The organism is Picosynechococcus sp. PCC 8807 (assembly GCF_001693295.1).
Lineage (GTDB): Bacteria > Cyanobacteriota > Cyanobacteriia > Cyanobacteriales > MRBY01 > MRBY01.
Genome location: NZ_CP016483.1, coordinates 1,527,752 through 1,542,862, shown reverse-complemented (window position 1 = coordinate 1,542,862; position 15,111 = coordinate 1,527,752). Strand labels below are relative to the sequence as shown.

General features: G+C 51.7%; 14 protein-coding genes. 3 read left to right on the top strand and 11 right to left on the bottom strand.

The window, feature by feature from the left end:
• The first annotated feature begins 46 nt into the window (after nt 1-46).
• Entirely contained in the window at nt 47-1,576 is a 1,530-nt protein-coding gene (zwf, locus tag AWQ24_RS07380; protein WP_012307073.1) for a glucose-6-phosphate dehydrogenase, read from the top strand.
• Between the two features lie 118 nt (nt 1,577-1,694).
• The gene (opcA, locus tag AWQ24_RS07375) at nt 1,695-3,032 is read left to right on the top strand and encodes a glucose-6-phosphate dehydrogenase assembly protein OpcA (RefSeq protein WP_065710675.1); all 1,338 of its coding nucleotides are present in this window, start codon (nt 1,695-1,697) and stop codon (nt 3,030-3,032) included.
• A gap of 17 nt (nt 3,033-3,049) precedes the next feature.
• Here the strand turns inward: opcA and AWQ24_RS07370 are convergent, their stop codons facing one another.
• The gene (locus tag AWQ24_RS07370; RefSeq protein ID WP_012307071.1) at nt 3,050-3,712 is read right to left on the bottom strand and encodes a Crp/Fnr family transcriptional regulator; all 663 of its coding nucleotides are present in this window, start codon (nt 3,710-3,712) and stop codon (nt 3,050-3,052) included.
• Nucleotides 3,713-3,857: 145 nt separating this feature from the next.
• Here AWQ24_RS07370 and AWQ24_RS07365 point away from each other — a divergent pair, with 145 nt between their 5' ends.
• Nucleotides 3,858-4,601 (top strand): hypothetical protein, encoded by a 744-nt coding sequence (locus AWQ24_RS07365; RefSeq protein ID WP_065716415.1) that lies wholly within the window; start codon nt 3,858-3,860, stop codon nt 4,599-4,601.
• Nucleotides 4,602-4,906: 305 nt separating this feature from the next.
• Here AWQ24_RS07365 and AWQ24_RS07360 read toward each other — a convergent pair whose 3' ends face one another.
• The 10 genes from AWQ24_RS07360 to AWQ24_RS07315 all read right to left on the bottom strand — a co-directional run bounded on the left by AWQ24_RS07360 (nt 4,907) and on the right by AWQ24_RS07315 (nt 15,099).
• Nucleotides 4,907-6,016 (bottom strand): ABC transporter permease, encoded by a 1,110-nt coding sequence (locus AWQ24_RS07360; protein ID WP_030007174.1) that lies wholly within the window; start codon nt 6,014-6,016, stop codon nt 4,907-4,909.
• 37 nt (nt 6,017-6,053) lie between these two features.
• Nucleotides 6,054-6,548 (bottom strand): salt stress protein, Slr1339 family, encoded by a 495-nt coding sequence (locus AWQ24_RS07355; RefSeq protein WP_065716414.1) that lies wholly within the window; start codon nt 6,546-6,548, stop codon nt 6,054-6,056.
• Between the two features lie 58 nt (nt 6,549-6,606).
• Nucleotides 6,607-7,194, bottom strand: a complete 588-nt coding sequence (aat, locus tag AWQ24_RS07350; RefSeq protein WP_012307067.1) for a leucyl/phenylalanyl-tRNA--protein transferase — start codon at nt 7,192-7,194, stop codon at nt 6,607-6,609.
• Between the two features lie 51 nt (nt 7,195-7,245).
• Nucleotides 7,246-7,914: a response regulator transcription factor gene (locus AWQ24_RS07345; RefSeq protein WP_012307066.1), complete on the bottom strand. Its 669-nt coding sequence runs from the start codon at nt 7,912-7,914 to the stop codon at nt 7,246-7,248.
• Nucleotides 7,880-9,391 carry a cell wall metabolism sensor histidine kinase WalK gene (locus AWQ24_RS07340; protein ID WP_065716413.1) on the bottom strand — a complete coding sequence of 504 codons (1,512 nt, stop codon included), beginning with the start codon at nt 9,389-9,391 and terminating at the stop codon, nt 7,880-7,882. Before AWQ24_RS07340 ends, AWQ24_RS07345 begins: the two co-directional genes overlap by 35 nt.
• Nucleotides 9,391-9,753: a hypothetical protein gene (locus AWQ24_RS07335; protein WP_065716412.1), complete on the bottom strand. Its 363-nt coding sequence runs from the start codon at nt 9,751-9,753 to the stop codon at nt 9,391-9,393. The genes AWQ24_RS07340 and AWQ24_RS07335 overlap by 1 nt, the downstream gene beginning before the upstream one ends.
• A 107-nt stretch (nt 9,754-9,860) precedes the next feature.
• Complete coding sequence (locus AWQ24_RS07330) at nt 9,861-10,853, bottom strand: phosphotransferase family protein (protein ID WP_065716411.1); 993 nt, start codon at nt 10,851-10,853, stop codon at nt 9,861-9,863.
• Between the two features lie 2 nt (nt 10,854-10,855).
• Nucleotides 10,856-12,688 (bottom strand): ABC transporter ATP-binding protein, encoded by a 1,833-nt coding sequence (locus AWQ24_RS07325; protein WP_065716410.1) that lies wholly within the window; start codon nt 12,686-12,688, stop codon nt 10,856-10,858.
• Nucleotides 12,689-12,694: 6 nt separating this feature from the next.
• On the bottom strand, nt 12,695-13,861 hold the full coding sequence (locus tag AWQ24_RS07320; RefSeq protein WP_065716409.1) for a glycosyltransferase family 4 protein: 1,167 nt from the start codon (nt 13,859-13,861) through the stop codon (nt 12,695-12,697).
• Nucleotides 13,858-15,099, bottom strand: coding sequence for a glycosyltransferase family 4 protein (locus AWQ24_RS07315; RefSeq protein ID WP_065716408.1), 1,242 nt, complete (start codon nt 15,097-15,099; stop codon nt 13,858-13,860). The genes AWQ24_RS07320 and AWQ24_RS07315 overlap by 4 nt, the downstream gene beginning before the upstream one ends.
• Between the last annotated feature and the right edge of the window lie 12 nt (nt 15,100-15,111).

Here is a 15,111-nt window from a genome sequence, read left to right as displayed (position 1 = left end):
AAAAATCCCTTTCTGATTACCCCATTGCTCCTTCAAACCCAGCCCTATGGTTGCCTTACAAGAAAATCCCCTTAGAGTCGGACTCCGCCAAGAACGCACCCCAGACCCCCTGATCATCGTCATTTTTGGCGCATCCGGCGATCTCACCCAGCGTAAACTCGTTCCCTCCCTCTACGCCCTCAAAAAAGATAATTTATTGCCACCGGAGATCACCATTGTCGGTGTCGCTCGGCGGGACTGGAGCCACGATTACTTCCGCGAACAAATGCGCCAGGGCATTGAGGAATTTTCTGACGGCATCGGCAGCGAAGACCTCTGGAACAACTTTGCCGAAGGGCTTTTTTATTGTTCCGGCAATATGGACGACCCCGACAGTTACCAGAAACTTAAAACCTTTTTAGACGAACTCGATCAAAAACGAGGTACCAGAGGTAATCGCGTCTTTTACCTTGCGGTCTCTCCGAAGTTTTTCCCGCCTGGCATCAAAAATCTGGGGGCGGCTGGGATGCTCAATGATCCTCTCAAACACCGCCTCGTCATTGAGAAACCTTTTGGCAAAGATCTCAGTTCTGCCCAAGTTTTAAACAATGTCGTTAAAAACGTCTGCCGTGAGGAACAGGTTTATCGCATCGACCACTACCTTGGTAAAGAAACCGTCCAAAACCTATTGGTCTTTCGCTTTGCCAACGCCATCTTTGAACCCCTCTGGAATCGCCATTACGTCGATCACGTGCAAATTACCGTCGCCGAAACCGTCGGTGTCGAAGATCGTGCTGGTTACTATGAAACCTCCGGCGCCCTGCGGGATATGTTGCAAAATCACCTGATGCAACTGTTTTGTTTAACGGCGATGGAAGCGCCCAATGCTTTAAATGCCGACAGTATTCGCAGCGAAAAAACCAAGGTATTACAGGCCACCCACCTCGCCGATATCCATAATCTTGATAAATCAGCGATTCGAGGACAATACAAAGCCGGTTGGATGAAAGGCAAACCCGTCCCCGGTTACCGGGAAGAATCCGGCGTCAATCCCGAATCAACGACGCCCACCTATGTGGCGATGAAATTTATGGTAGATAATTGGCGCTGGCAAGGGGTGCCTTTCTATCTGCGCACCGGCAAGCGTTTGCCCAAGAAAGTTTCAGAAATTGCGATTCAATTTAAGCAGGTGCCCCTGGCGATCTTCCCATCGGCAGCAAAACAGGCGAATCCCAATACCCTGGCCCTGCGAATTCAACCCAATGAGGGCATTTCCCTACGCTTTGAGGCCAAAATGCCCGGCGCAGATATTAGAACCCGCAGCGTGGATATGGATTTTAGCTATGGAACATCCTTTGCCATGGCTACCCAGGATGCTTACACCCGACTGCTTTTGGATTGTATGGTCGGTGATCAAACTCTCTTTACCCGGGCCGATGAGGTGGAGGAGGCTTGGCGTGTGGTGACACCAGCTCTAGCGGCGTGGGATGGGCCAGCGGATCCTAGCAATGTGCCCCAATATGAGGCGGGGACTTGGGAACCGACAGAAGCGGAATTTTTGATTAATCGGGATGGTCGCCGTTGGCGTCGGTTGTAGAGGCGAATTTCCAATTTTAGGGAACAGATTTCGGCTCTCAGTGTTTGTTTATTTTTGATTTTTTAATTCTTTTCGCACGCAAATTTCGCAAAAAACTCTCTAAGCAATCTCTGGAAAAATTATGACTATTTCAGCACCCCTTGTTTCTTTGCAAGCTCCGAAGGATGTCTCGATTGAGGAGATTGAAGCGGAACTGGCACAACTCTGGCAAAATTACCGCTCCGATGAAGGCATGAGTGCCACCAGGGCCACCACCTTTAGTTTTTTGGTCTATGAGCCGGACGACTCCCAAGCATTGTTGGCAAGTTTAGGATTTTATTCGGGGCCAATCGATGGGATCGCTGGTTCGCGGACGGTGGCAGCCATTCGCGCCGCCCAAAAAGCCTATGGTTTTGAGGAAACCGGTAAAATTTCACCGGAATTACTCGCGAAGCTCCGGGAAATGTGGGAGTGCCAAAGTCAGGATCAAGGCTGCCAACCGTTGACCTATTCGGCCGATTTGAGTAGTTCTGGGGTTGCTGATGCGATCGCCGCTGCGAATCCCTGTCGAATTATTACCCTTTGTCCCACCACCGGTGAAGATGAAGGCGTTTCCGCCCAGGTTTCCGCCTATTGTCCGATTAATAAACGGGGCGGTAGCACCCTTGTTTGTTGCGAGTACATTACCCTGAGTGGCACAGCGGCAGCCCTAGAGCGCATTGGGGGCCTAATTACGGCTTTGATGGTGCGGGATTTGCCAAAATTCATCTGGTGGAAGGCAGTGCCAGATAGCAACTATGGCCTCTTTCAACGGTTGATGGCCGAAGCAGATACCCTCATCCTCGATTCCAGTGGCTTCCGGGATGCCGAAGCAGATCTCAAGGTTGTGTGCGAACTGTTGCAGCAGGGCACCAACACCGCCGATCTCAATTGGAGTCGTTTAGCAGCTTGGCAAGAGTTAACCGCCGCTGCCTTTGATCCCCCAGAACGACGGGAAGCCATCTGGGATGTAGACCATGTGACCCTCAACTACGAAAAAGGGAATGCCACCCAAGCGATTTTGTTTTTAGGCTGGCTCGCCAGTCGCCTCGGCTGGAATCCGACGGACATTGAACGGGAATCAGGGGATTATGAGATTCACCGCATTCGTTTTGGCGATCGCCACAAAAAAGCAATTACGGCTGAACTAGTAGGTCTACCCATGGCCGATGTGGGGGATATCGTCGGCGATCTCGTGAGCCTCAAACTCACCTCCAATAACCTTGATGCCGATTGTTGCACTGTGATTTGTTCAGAAACCTCTGGCTGTATGCACATGGAATCGGGTGGTGGTGCGCAATCCTGCCGCATTGAACAGGTCACCCCCTTGGCTGATCAAGCAACCGAGCATCTCCTAGGGCAACAGCTCCAACGCTGGGGCAAAGATGTTCTCTACACCGAAACCATGGAACAGGTGCGTCAAATCCTCGCCCTTTAACCCTTTCAATTTTATGGTCAGTGGCTGAGGCGAACCTGAAACCGATCCGCCTGGGTGAGTTGAATTTTATCCGCTTGCATGAGTTGTTTGAGGAGGCGATTGACCGTTACCTGGGTGGCCCCCAGAACCTCAGACAATTGCTTGCTGGTGAGGGGAAACGGAATCATCATTCCTTCCGGGGAAGGGTTGCCGTGGGTACGCCCCAACATTTCTAGGTATAGCCACAGCCGATCAATGGTTTTGCGTTGGCACAGGAGGGTCTGCTCTAGGCGCTGGTGTTGCTGCTGGTGCCGGAGTGCTTGTAATACATTGTTTTTTAGGGTGGGCCACTGGTCGAGATCTTCCCAGTAGAGCCAAAAGACTTCTGTTTGATCTACCTGGGCGATCGCCTGGAACGAGATCATCGGACTGCGGTAGATATCAATGGGTTGATCGGCCCCAATAAACGCCAAAATTACCGGCTGCCCATCCAGGGAAAGGGAAGGTTGGAAATGCCGGAGACGACTTTCAAGGCGCACAAATCCTTTCGTGACAAAGTAGAGCAAACCGGGTCGGGTAGGAATGGTTTCTTCCTGGAAAAACGTCCGACTCCGGCAGTGGGCGATCGCCCATTCTTGCAAAAACTCTGTGATTAAAGGCGAGTGGGGCTTAATTTCGTCAAGGGCAAAGAACTGAGACATTACTTAATAGATACACAAAAATACGCAAAAAAAGAGTGAATATGAGTGAGCTGATCTTGGGTCGGTTTTAGGGGCCATTAATACGGGCAAAAGCTGCGGAAAGCTCTATCATCCTAAAAGATCCCCCTAGTCCAGGCAAGCTGCAATGGCGTCCATTTCAGTCATAACCCAGGATGGCAATTTAACCAACGATCTTCGCGTACACCTCGCCCAGGCGGGAGATCTTGCCAACGTCAGTGAAGTTCCGCTCCAGCTCTGTTTTCAACGGCAAGGCATCGGTTTTCGGTCGGCGATCGCCTTAAAATTGGCCGCCCACAGCCACCAGCCTCCCCAGACCATTGCCCAGGCATATCTCGCTCGGCTCATTGCCCCAATGCCGCAATTAGATTCAAAACATCAAGCTGCAACGGCGGTATTCACCTATGAGGCGATCGCCACCCCCCAGGGTTGGTTAGAATTTTTTTTGATGCCGACGGAGATCGGCCGCTGGCTAGATCAAATATTACAGCGAGAAAATCTGATTTTCCCTCAGTTGCCCCCAGATCTTTTATTCTCTTGCCATTACCTACAGCAACGATTTTATGACCTCAGTCACCTCGCCACTGACTACACTGCTGATACGCCCCAATGGAATTTTGAAAAAACTCTTTTGCCCGCCTGGGAGCAAGCTCTCCTAGAGGCGATCGCCCGTTGTGTCCTAGGGAGTTTCCATCGCTCACCCAAACCTCACTTTTTTGCCACCCTCGAACAAACTCTCTGGGAATTACAGCGCCGTTGCCCTCTATTTTATTTTCTCCGTGAAAATCCCACCCAAGGCCATCATTATTGGCAGTGGTTTGCCTATCTCGCCCAATTTTTAGCCCATTATCTCCCACAATTAGAAAATTAATTCACAAGACTCAAAGGCAGTGGGACGTTAGCTTTCACGCTTTTTTTGATTGGTCTATTTAAAATTTTCGACACAAAACTTGAAAAAAACATGGCAGTTTGAGAAAAGATGGTCTACACTTACAGGTGTGTGAGGAGCGAACCAGAAAGAAGACCGAGACGAAACACGGAAAGTCGCCGGTCTTTTTTCTGTGCCCAACACAAAAATATCCCAGGGTTACATCGCTACGAACAATCACCCCAGGATTCACAATAGTCTTTCGTTTTCTTAAATCAATACACCCTAGCGGCTAGTCGCAACAGGGTCTAATCTTGGCGGTTTTGGAGGCTCTTTGGATCGAGGGCATCCCGTAGCCCGTCACCGAGCAGGTTAAAGGCCAGCACCGTCACGATAATCAAAATTGCGGGTGACCACACTAGCCAGGGTTGCAAGACCAAAATAGACGCATTGGTACTCAAAGAGAGTAGATTGCCCCAACTGGGGTCAGGCTGTTGAATGCCGAGGCCAATCAAGCTCAATACCGATTCGGCAATGATAAATCCTGGTACGGCGAGGGTTGCGGAGATAATCGCATAGCTCGCCGTTTGGGGCAGGATATGTTTGGTGATGATGTAGAGCGATCGCCCCCCCGTTGCTTGGGCCGCCTGAACAAATTCTTGGTTTTTAATCGAGAGCACTTGACCCCGGATCACCCGCGCCAGGCCAGACCAGCTAATGAACGAGGTAATCAGCACAATCAAGAGGAATCGCTGGGCGCTGGTTAAACTCGCGGGCAGAATCGCCGCCAGGGAAACGAGGAGATAAATCCCCGGAATAGTCATCAACACTTCCACAAAGCGCATCAAGACCGCATCGATCCAGCCGCCAAAATAGCCAGAAATGCCACCGATGAGCATCCCCAAGGGAAAGGAAATAACAATCCCCACCAGGCCAATGAACAGGCTAATGCGGCCCCCATGGAGTAAGCGGCTAAATTGATCGCGCCCCTGTTCGTCGGTGCCGAGGAGATTAAAGCGGGCCTCGCCGACCACCCCAAATAAATGGCGATCGCCCCGGATGCCCGGAAAGATAATTTTTTCCTCGAAGGTCGGGGGCACGGGCAATTTGATCTGGAACAGTTGGTAAGGATCGCCTTTCACAAAGAGGCGCAGCGGTTGGGGGTTATCGGTATCAACAATCAGTTGGCGATCGCCCGTGTCGAGATCCGTCGGCCCCTGGCTGGTGGGATAAACATGGGGGGTGCCATTGCGCCAGTGGATCGCTGTGGGCGGCATCAAAGAGCCATCGGCCTGGGACACATAGGGGTCATAGGGGGCAAAAAAGTCAGCACCAATGACGAGGACATAAAAGGTGATCAGGATAATTGCGCCCAAACGCGCCAGGGTATTATTTCGAAGTTTGCGCCACCAATCCATAGTTACTGCCAGGGTTGCCAAAAATAATTGTGTCCCCTCATTCTAATGCCTGCAGATACTCGATCGCGGCGGCAAGCTGGGAGTCATAGCCCTCGGCAAAGTCCATAAACCAGAGCCCTTCATTGGAGAGGGGATCTAGTTGCTTAAGCCAAGTTTCGGCTTTGGTACGCCAATATTTAGCCTGGGCCTGTTTTTGCTTTTCAGCGGCGGCGATCGCCTTGAGGTCTGTTTCCGGGAGGGGCTGTTGGGCTTGCTTTTGCTGTTCGGCAATCAGTCGGTTAATGTCTTGGTACAGACGGTGATTTTTTTCACAATCTTTAAGTTTGTTGGCGGTCGTTTCCTGTTCGAGGGCCTGCAACATGGACGAAAGGCGATCGCCCTGGGATGACTTTTCTCCAGTTGGCTGCGGGCGGGCTTGGTATTCCTGCTGGAGGGCCGCTAGGGTTTGATCCAGGCCATTGTCCGGTGGCTGTGGTGCTGCCGCGCGATGTTGATTTTCTAAATCCCGTAGCAAATCATCAAGGGAAGCCATCGTTCAATCCATTGCCGAAGAAATCTCACCTTAATTATAAAAAGATCTTTCCCCTTCTTTAATCCGGCGCAAACTGACACCGCAAACGCACCGCCTGGGCTAACAACCGTCGATAATCCTGGTTATCAATAACGTAGGAACCAAATCGCTCTAGGTGTGGATTTTGTAGCTGGGCATCAAACAGAATAAAGCCTTGCCGTCGCAGATGTTCGACTAAAAGAACCATTGCCACCTTGGAACCATTGGGAATTTGAAAAAACATCGACTCCCCGATAAAGGCCCCACCAATGGCGATGCCTAAAATCCCCCCAGCTAATTGATCCCCCCGCCAGGTTTCAAAACTGTGGGCCCACCCCGCCCGGTGCAACGCCCGATAAATGTCTAGCAATTCCGGCGAAATCCAGGTCACGTCCCGGTTGGCACAGCCAGCACACACCGCCTCAAAGGCTTGATTAATTTTGGGGGTAAAAATCTGTTGATTGAGCGATCGCCTCAGGGATTTGGGATAACGAAACCGACCATCTAGGGGAATCAAAGTCCGTTGCCGACTCGAATACCAACCCAAATGCTGTTGCTCATCCGCCATCAGAAAATAGCCCTGGGAATATCCTTCTAAAATTGCTGGCAGATTAAAACGGCTGATCATACATTGCCCACGACGGAATTTTTCAACTGTACCAGGCGATCTCCCTGACATTTAGGTCTTGAGGCGATAACCAATGCCCCGCACCGTCTCGATGAGATCACTGCCCAACTTTTTACGGAGATAGCCAATGTACACATCGACGATATTCGAGCCTGGATCGTAATCATAGCCCCACACCTGATCCAAGAGCTGCTGACGGCTGAGGACTTGGTCGGGATGACGGAGCAACGTTTCTAATAGGATAAATTCACGGGTGGGCAACTCTAACCAAACATCCCCTTGCCTGACCCGCCGCGCCTTGAGATCTAGCTCCAACGTCTGGGTTTTCAGACACATCGGTTCCGGGGTCGCCCTTGGGGTAAAGGTGCGTAACCGCGCTTGGACACGGGCCAGGAGTTCTTTAAAACTAAACGGTTTACCCAAGTAATCGTCGGCACCAAGGTTTAAGCCAGTTACTTTGTCATCGAGGTCATCGCGGGCCGTGAGGATAATAATTGGGGCCGTAACCCCCTGGCCGCGCAGATCATGGAGCACCTCTAAACCATCAGCATCGGGCAAGCCTAAATCTAAGATCAACAGGGCAAAGGGATATTGTAAGGCCCAATCCAAGGCTTCTTTGGCGGTGCTAGCGATGGTCACCGTAAAGCCTTCGCTCTTAAACCCCTTTTCAAGGAAGGAAGCGATTCTAGGTTCGTCTTCGATAATCAGAATCTGGGTCATAGGGAATCGTCAGGGTAAATGTACTGCCTTTGTTTAACTCGCTTTCGACGGTAATGCTGCCGCCATGGGCGATTGCCACCTGTTTAACGATGGCTAACCCCAGGCCTGAGCCTTCTGTACCCCGTACTTGGCGGCCCCGGGCAAACCGTTCAAAAATCCGTGTTTGGTCAGCGGCGGCAATTCCCTGCCCACTATCTTGTAACCAAAATTGTAAATTTTTCCCGGTGCGAGTGACCCCTAGGCAAATTTCGTCATGGGGTTGGGTGTGTTGAACGGCGTTTTGGGCGAGGTTAATTAGCGCTTGGGTTAACCGTTGGCGATCGCCCCAGAGAATCCCCGTCACCATTCCCTGCCGTTGCCATTGGCGGGGACTAGACGTTAAAGCCGTAATTTTCGTGTAAAGCTCTTCTAAAAATGACTCTATATCAATCGGCTCATAATGCAAAAAATTGGGCCGCTCCAACTTCGCCAACAGGATCAACTCTTGCACCAAGCGGCCCATGCGATCTAGTTCATCTACAACCAAGTCCACCGTTTTTTGTTCTTCGAGGGGAAGATTGGCGATCGCCATCAGTTCCAAATGACCCCGAATAATCGTGATCGGCGTACGCAGTTCATGGCCCACATCATTGAGAAACTGCCGCTGATTTTCAAAGGCCGTTTCCAGTCGGTCTAGCATCGAGTTAAAAGCCTGGGCTAAATTGGCCAATTCCCCCTGGGTAGTGATGGGAATCCGTCGCGTCAGGTTGGATTCATTAATGCTTGTTGCCGTTTTCAAAATTAAAGTTAAAGGCGCTAAAACCCGCCCTGCAATCACCGCACTCACCGCGATGGACAAACAAAAAACCCCGATCAACGTCGCAAAAACGATTTTCAAAGAAGCTAAGGTTTCATTGTGTTCCCCCGCCACGGCATGGACAGCAATAAAGCGCCCCAGAATATCCCCTGCCCCATTTTCGATGGGGAGCGCCACATACAAAATATCCCCCGTTTCCGAATTGGGACGCGGATCAACTCCCTCTTCCCAGCGGTTTACCTGGGCCAAGCGTTGCAAAAGAGAAGAATCTGCCTGGAGGGTCGGCGGTAGTGCTTCGGGGCTAGAGCGATAAAATTCCTCAGCAATCACCCCAACGATAAAAGTGTCGTCCTCCGGTACCCGACGGGCCAGATACAGATTAAACAAAGAAATCAAATCCGCCGGGGTAGAGAGGGGCAAAATCTCGGTTTCTCGGAGGGCAAGCCGTTGTTTCACTTGGGGGTCATTGTTAAGTAAACCCTCAAACAAATACACATCTTCCTTGAGATCATTTCTGACCCGCTGGTTAATGTTGCTAAATACCAAGTGCAACATCAGGGGAAAGGAAATGGCCAGGAACCCCGATAACAGCAGTAAATACCAGAAAAAAACGCGACCCCGAACCGAGAGAAAATGGATTCGCAGCAGTTTAAGCCATTGTTTGGGGGAAAAGACGACCATTAACGCTGGAATAGGGAGCGTTGGGGTAGGGGGCGTTCAATAATACCGACCACTTGGGTCGCGGCATTGAGATTAAGACTCAGGGCTTGTTTTGCCCAAATATTACCTTGAATCACTGCGCCGTTGGCAATGAGGGTGCCTCTGGGTTGGACGACGACATCACCCCGTACGGTAGTTTGCCGGAGAATGCAGGTGGCTCCGGAAGGGACTTCGAGATCCCCAATGGTGATCGCCCCTAAACTTCCTTTACATTGGGTCGCTTGGGCGAGTACGGGGAAGAGTCCGAAAACCCCTATGGCAAAGGCCACGCCCAGTCCCAGTCGGCAAAATGGGGATTGTAAATAATGCTGATACTGACCCATGGGAAAATAGCCAATTTTTAAAGGATAGGGATTGTCGGGCAGATTGCTTCAATTCTAAGGATGACCGAGAGCAATGAAACAACATTGAAAATTCCATGAGAAGTTTCTCATCTAACCTGTTGTAGTTGTTCGGCAAGGCGATCGCCACACAGTTCGATCAGGGTGGGAATATTCGGGCGACGCTCTGGAATACGCCAACTAATGGCAATATGCCGTAGGAGAGTGAGGTTAGCGTAGATATCAATAGCTTGACTCAGATGGGAGCTTTCTGAGGACTGTTTTGACAAAAAAGCCGTCTTTAAATCCTGTTCCTGACTAACCATGGCACCGGGATCACCCAAAGTGCGGAGGCTCTGTTCGGTCATGTGGGCGATAAAATTCCCCAGATCAACGGCGGGATCCCCCTGGCAATAGAGGTCGAGATCCACCAACCAGAGGCGATCGCCTTCTACCAAAATTTGATCGGCGTAAAAATCCCGGTGAATTGTTGTCAAGGGACGGGGGTGCTGTTCTAAGATTTGTCCCAGCCGTTCACTCTGGGCGATGAAATGTTGAATTTGTGTTTGCCACTGAGGTTGCTGGTGGGCAAAATCCCGGAGGCGATCGCCAAGAATTTGTAATTCGTCAGCAATGGTATGGGTTTTGGTGGTAGGGACAGAATGACTGTGGATTTTATAGGCTAGGGCGGCAATTTTTTCCGGCAAGTCGGGTCGGGTAATCAATAAAGTTGTCGCAGGTTGACCGGGAACCCATCCTTGGAGCCACATCTGCCAGGGTTCAACAATGCCCAAAGGTTTTGGCACCGATAATCCATCTTCGCTCTGGCCATGGAACCCATTTTTCCATAACGCTCGCTGGTAGCCATAACTTTTGTAATCTGTTCCCTTGGCGCGAATTTTGCCGAGAATAATCTGTTCCCCTGCGTCGGTTTCCAGATGATAAGCAATCAAGGCCCGGCGTCCGATTTTATGGCGTAGCAGTTCGGCCTTTATCACCCTCCGCACAGTGGGAAAAATGGTAGTGAAATGCGGCTGGGCTAACTGGGGATCGAGGACAAACGGTAGCCAGGGCATTTTAGGATCAGGGTAAAGTTCGGTCATCGTTAATGTTGCAAGGATTCGCTGAACGTTGCGAGGGTTTGCCGTTGGAAAAGGTCGGCATAGGCTCCCTGGCGAGCCAGTAATTCGGCGTGGGTGCCCTGTTCTCGGATTTGCCCTTGGTCGAGGTAAAGGATTTGGTCGGTGGCGATCGCCAACTGGAGATTGTGGGTGACCAGAAATGTGGTGCGATTTTCCGCTAACCGTTCCAAGGCTTCAAAAACCAACTGTTCATTAACCTTATCCAAGCCGCTGGTGGGTTCATCCAGGATCAAAATGGGGGTTTGTCGCATGGCGGCCCTGGCGATCGCCAATCGTTGCCGCTGCCCACCAGAAAGGGTTGTACCCCGTTCCCCCACCACTGTGTCGTAGCCCTGAGGCAGTTGCAAGATAAAGTCATGGGCATTGGCTAAACGGGCTGCCGCTTCGATATTTACCATCGTTGCGTCCTCGATGCCATAGGCGATATTTTCCCGGATCGTTGCCGCAAACAGTAAGCTCTCCTGCAACACCACCGCCATTTGGTTCCGTAAGCTCGTCAGTTGATAATCCCGCAGATCCTGACCATCAATAAGAATTTTTCCTGCTGTTGGGTCATAGAGGCGCAACAACAAACTGAGAAAGGTCGATTTTCCACTGCCGGAAGCACCAACGAGGGCAATTTTTTCGCCGGGTTGCACCGTTAAATTTAGCCCCTTAAGAATTCCTTGGTCGGGATGATAGCCAAAGGAGACATCTTTAAATTCAATCAACCCCCGGAGAGATGGCGTGGCGATCGCCCCTGGTTTGTCTTGAATATCGGGGGTTTCCGCCAAAATATTTAAAATCCGTTCCCCCGATGCCGCCGCCTTTGCCAGACGCCCAGTATATTTCGCGAAATTCTGCACCGGTTTATAGGCATTGCGCAGATAGGTTAAAAACACCAAGACCGTTCCCGGAGTGAGGGCATCTTCGATCACCAGATGTGCCCCGTAGCCCATCACCAAGGCTGTTCCCAGGGCAATCAGCACGTCCACCACCCGTTCCAAGTTGGCGGCTAACCGTTTAGTTTCAATGCTTTCCTGGAGACTTTGTTGGTTCTGGCGACTAAAAAGATCCGCAAAGGCCTGCTCTAGGGAAAGGGCTTGCACCAGTTTGATCGCGGCGAGGGATTCGGCGGCGGTGGCAGCGACGGCTCCTTCCCGGTGGCGTTGGGTGAGGGAAGCACGGCGAATTTTGGCACTTAAACGGCTGGCAGCAAACCAAAACAGCGGAAAAGTCACGAGAGATAAGAGGGTGAGTTTCAAATCAAGCCAGGCCATTACCCCAAGCATTCCCCCCAGGGTTAACAGGCTAACCACCAGGGGCAACGCCGCCGTGAGCAAAATTTCCTGGAGACGGTTCGCATCGCTACTGACGCGGATAATTAGATCGCCGCTGCGGGCTTGGTAGTGGTAACGCAAGGAAAGCCGTTGCAGATGGCCATAGAGTTGATCCCGCACCTGGGCCATGACGCGACTACCGACGATCGCCAAGCTGACGGTATTCCAATAGGTGGCGATCGCCCGACTGACGGCAATGATGATCACCCCAGCAGCAATTAAAACTAACAGCCAGGCAGGATCGAGATTTGTAAAGCCGAGAAAAGCCAGGGTCGGTTGAGTTTGAGCCGGAATCAGCACCCCATCAATGAGCAGCTTGAGGGGCCAGGGTTCCAATAGCCGCAACCCCACATCCGCCAGCAAAGTCACCATCGCCACTAGCAAAAGTCGCCACTGGGCACGAATTTGGGGCCAAAAGGTGGTGATTACAGCCCAGAAGCCAGGGACAGCTTGGGTCATGGGGGAGGCACGGTGCATATTTTCCTAACTTTTAACCTCAACGTTAAAAAATGAGGCTTGGGCGATCGCCAAAATTTGGGTGGCAATGTGATCCCAGGTATGGTGTTTAAGCACGAAACCACGGGCAGCCAGACCTAACTGTTCCCGGTACTGGGGCGATCGCCAAAGATGTTCGAGGGCTTGGGCAAGGGCGGTTGGCTCTCCCGGTGGACACAAAATCCCCGTCACACCATCGTCAATAATGTCCGGCAGTTGACCGATGCGACTCGCCACCACGGGCAACCCTGCCGCCATGTATTCCACCACCTTGAGGGGGGAAAAATAAAAATTTTCACTGGCGGGATAGGGGGCCACAGCCACGCTCATCTGGCTTAACCAGTGGGGGACTGCCTCTGGAGCCATGGCACCTGTCCATTGCACCTGGGCCGTTAACTTGCGCTGGGCGATCGCCTGTTCAAGGGCTTGCCGTTGGGGGCCATCGCCGATGATCAACAACTGGGCTTCCGGGACAGTTTGTCGCAGTTGAGCAAAGGCTTCAATGAGGCAATCTAGGCCATGCCAAGGCTTGAGGGAACCCACAAAACCCACCGTAAACGGCTTTGCGGCGGACGGCTTGAAAACCTCCGAAAATCGGTCTGGATTCACGCCATTGGGCAGCACAAAAAGGCGATCGCCCGGCACCCATTGCTGTAAATAGGCCTTTACCCCCTCGGACACGGCGATTAAAGCTGTTGCTTTCCCAAAGGCTGTCGCTGCGACCTGCAATGCTAAATCCCGGTCTATTAAACCCCGGTGTGTGGCTTGCTCTTCAATTAAGGGTGCATTCACTTCTAAAATGCAGGGAATCTGCCAGTTTCGCGCAAAGGTCATCCCCGCCTGGCTCCAGAGGGAATAACGTTCATAGACGAGATTGTAGGGGGCCGCCTGGGTTAATAAATTTTGCAACGTCTGATTTTGTTGAAAGAGTCCCTGCTCACGGCTTGCCAGATCTCCTTTGGGAACTTTGGGTAAGCAGTAAACGGGTAAATCGGCCAAATCTGCGGGCGGTTCACCTCCAAGCCTCGCGGCAAATAGCGTTACCGTTGCCCCCTGGTTCTGAAAGGCACGGATCATCTCCTGGACATGGATCGAGGCCCCTTTACAGCCAAAGACCGGAATGCCTGGATCGGCGCAGACATAGGCAATTTTCATCGTTGGGCCTCCCCTTGGTGGAACAGTTGGCGGAGTTGGGCGGCATTGCGCTGGAGATCAAAGGCTTGTTCTAAACGCTGGCGGGCAGCCTGGGCGAAGTGGTGACGTAAATCCGTTTGGTTTAAAAGAATTTGGAGGGCTTTGGCGAGTTGTTCTGGATCATTTTGGGCCACTAGCAACCCCGTTTTCTGGTGAGCAATAATTTCAGGAATTCCCGTCACATCCGTCCCGACGCAGGGAGTTCCCAAGGCGATCGCCTCTAACAAAACTGTAGGTAAACCGTCCCGATTGCCATCTTTCCCAATGACATAGGGAGCCGCAAAAACTGTCGCCTGTTTTAGAAGCTGAAACACTTCTCCCTGGGGTTTGGGGCCAGTGATTTCCACCCAAGGTTCTAGTTGGTGCTGGGCAATTTGCGATCGCAATGTCGTTTCTAGGGGGCCACTCCCCACGATTTGACAGCGGAACGAACAATTCCAACGGCGCAGCAGATCACAGGCGGCGATCAGATAGGTTAAGCCTTTCTTTTCCACGAGGCGCGACACTGACACAATTAACGGTGGCTGTGGATTTTCTAAAGGAGGTTGGTAGGGAAGTTCCGTTAAATCCATGCCGTTGTAAATGCGTTTGACCTTAGTTGCTACTTCCCCATACTGTTGCTGTAAATAGGCACGGTTATAGTCGCTGACAGTCACCACAGCGCAGGCATCTTGGAGTTTGCGGCTAAAATCTGCCGGATCAACGCTCTCGTGGAAAATATCTTTTGCGTGGGCCGTAAAGCTGTAGGGAACCCCGGCAAAGTGGGCGGCTAACCGGGTAACGCTGGTGGCGACGCTGGCAAAATGGGCATGGAGATGGGTGATCCCCTGGTGGCGGACGGCTTGGGCGAGCCAGAGGGCTTGATACAGAACACTGGAACGTTCTCCGGCGGCGTAGGCTAATTTTTCCCAGAGGTCGGGGATCAGGGCGGCGGTAGCTTGGATTTCTGCCCAGAGGTAACTGGCGGCGGTGGGATTTTGCCCCAATAAATCGGGGTGCGATCGCCCTTGGCTGGGTTTTTGAATGTAGGTGACAGGGGCCTTGACCCTGGCAATTTTGTCCTGGAAATGACTATCCACCGGGGGCCGTAGGGCAAAAATTCGCACGTCTAAACCCGCTGCTTCGTGGGCGAGAATTTCATTGACGATAAAGGTTTCTGAATAGCGGGGATAGCGTTTAACAACGTAGGCAATGGCCATGGCACATTGAAC

Bases quoted from the DNA above. Each gene is read 5' to 3' on its own strand.
- AWQ24_RS07355 (WP_065716414.1), bottom strand. From the start codon at position 6,548: ATGGCTTCCCTTGATGATTTGCTACGGGATTTAGAAAATCAACATCGC.
- AWQ24_RS07320 (WP_065716409.1), bottom strand. From the start codon at position 13,861: ATGAAAATTGCCTATGTCTGCGCCGATCCAGGCATTCCGGTCTTTGGC.
- AWQ24_RS07330 (WP_065716411.1), bottom strand. From the start codon at position 10,853: ATGACCGAACTTTACCCTGATCCTAAAATGCCCTGGCTACCGTTTGTC.
- AWQ24_RS07340 (WP_065716413.1), bottom strand. From the start codon at position 9,391: ATGGTCGTCTTTTCCCCCAAACAATGGCTTAAACTGCTGCGAATCCAT.
- AWQ24_RS07315 (WP_065716408.1), bottom strand. From the start codon at position 15,099: ATGGCCATTGCCTACGTTGTTAAACGCTATCCCCGCTATTCAGAAACC.
- AWQ24_RS07370 (WP_012307071.1), bottom strand. From the start codon at position 3,712: ATGTCTCAGTTCTTTGCCCTTGACGAAATTAAGCCCCACTCGCCTTTA.
- AWQ24_RS07365 (WP_065716415.1), top strand. From the start codon at position 3,858: ATGGCGTCCATTTCAGTCATAACCCAGGATGGCAATTTAACCAACGAT.
- AWQ24_RS07360 (WP_030007174.1), bottom strand. From the start codon at position 6,016: ATGGATTGGTGGCGCAAACTTCGAAATAATACCCTGGCGCGTTTGGGC.
- zwf (WP_012307073.1), top strand. From the start codon at position 47: ATGGTTGCCTTACAAGAAAATCCCCTTAGAGTCGGACTCCGCCAAGAA.
- AWQ24_RS07335 (WP_065716412.1), bottom strand. From the start codon at position 9,753: ATGGGTCAGTATCAGCATTATTTACAATCCCCATTTTGCCGACTGGGA.
- AWQ24_RS07345 (WP_012307066.1), bottom strand. From the start codon at position 7,914: ATGACCCAGATTCTGATTATCGAAGACGAACCTAGAATCGCTTCCTTC.
- AWQ24_RS07325 (WP_065716410.1), bottom strand. From the start codon at position 12,688: ATGCACCGTGCCTCCCCCATGACCCAAGCTGTCCCTGGCTTCTGGGCT.
- aat (WP_012307067.1), bottom strand. From the start codon at position 7,194: ATGATCAGCCGTTTTAATCTGCCAGCAATTTTAGAAGGATATTCCCAG.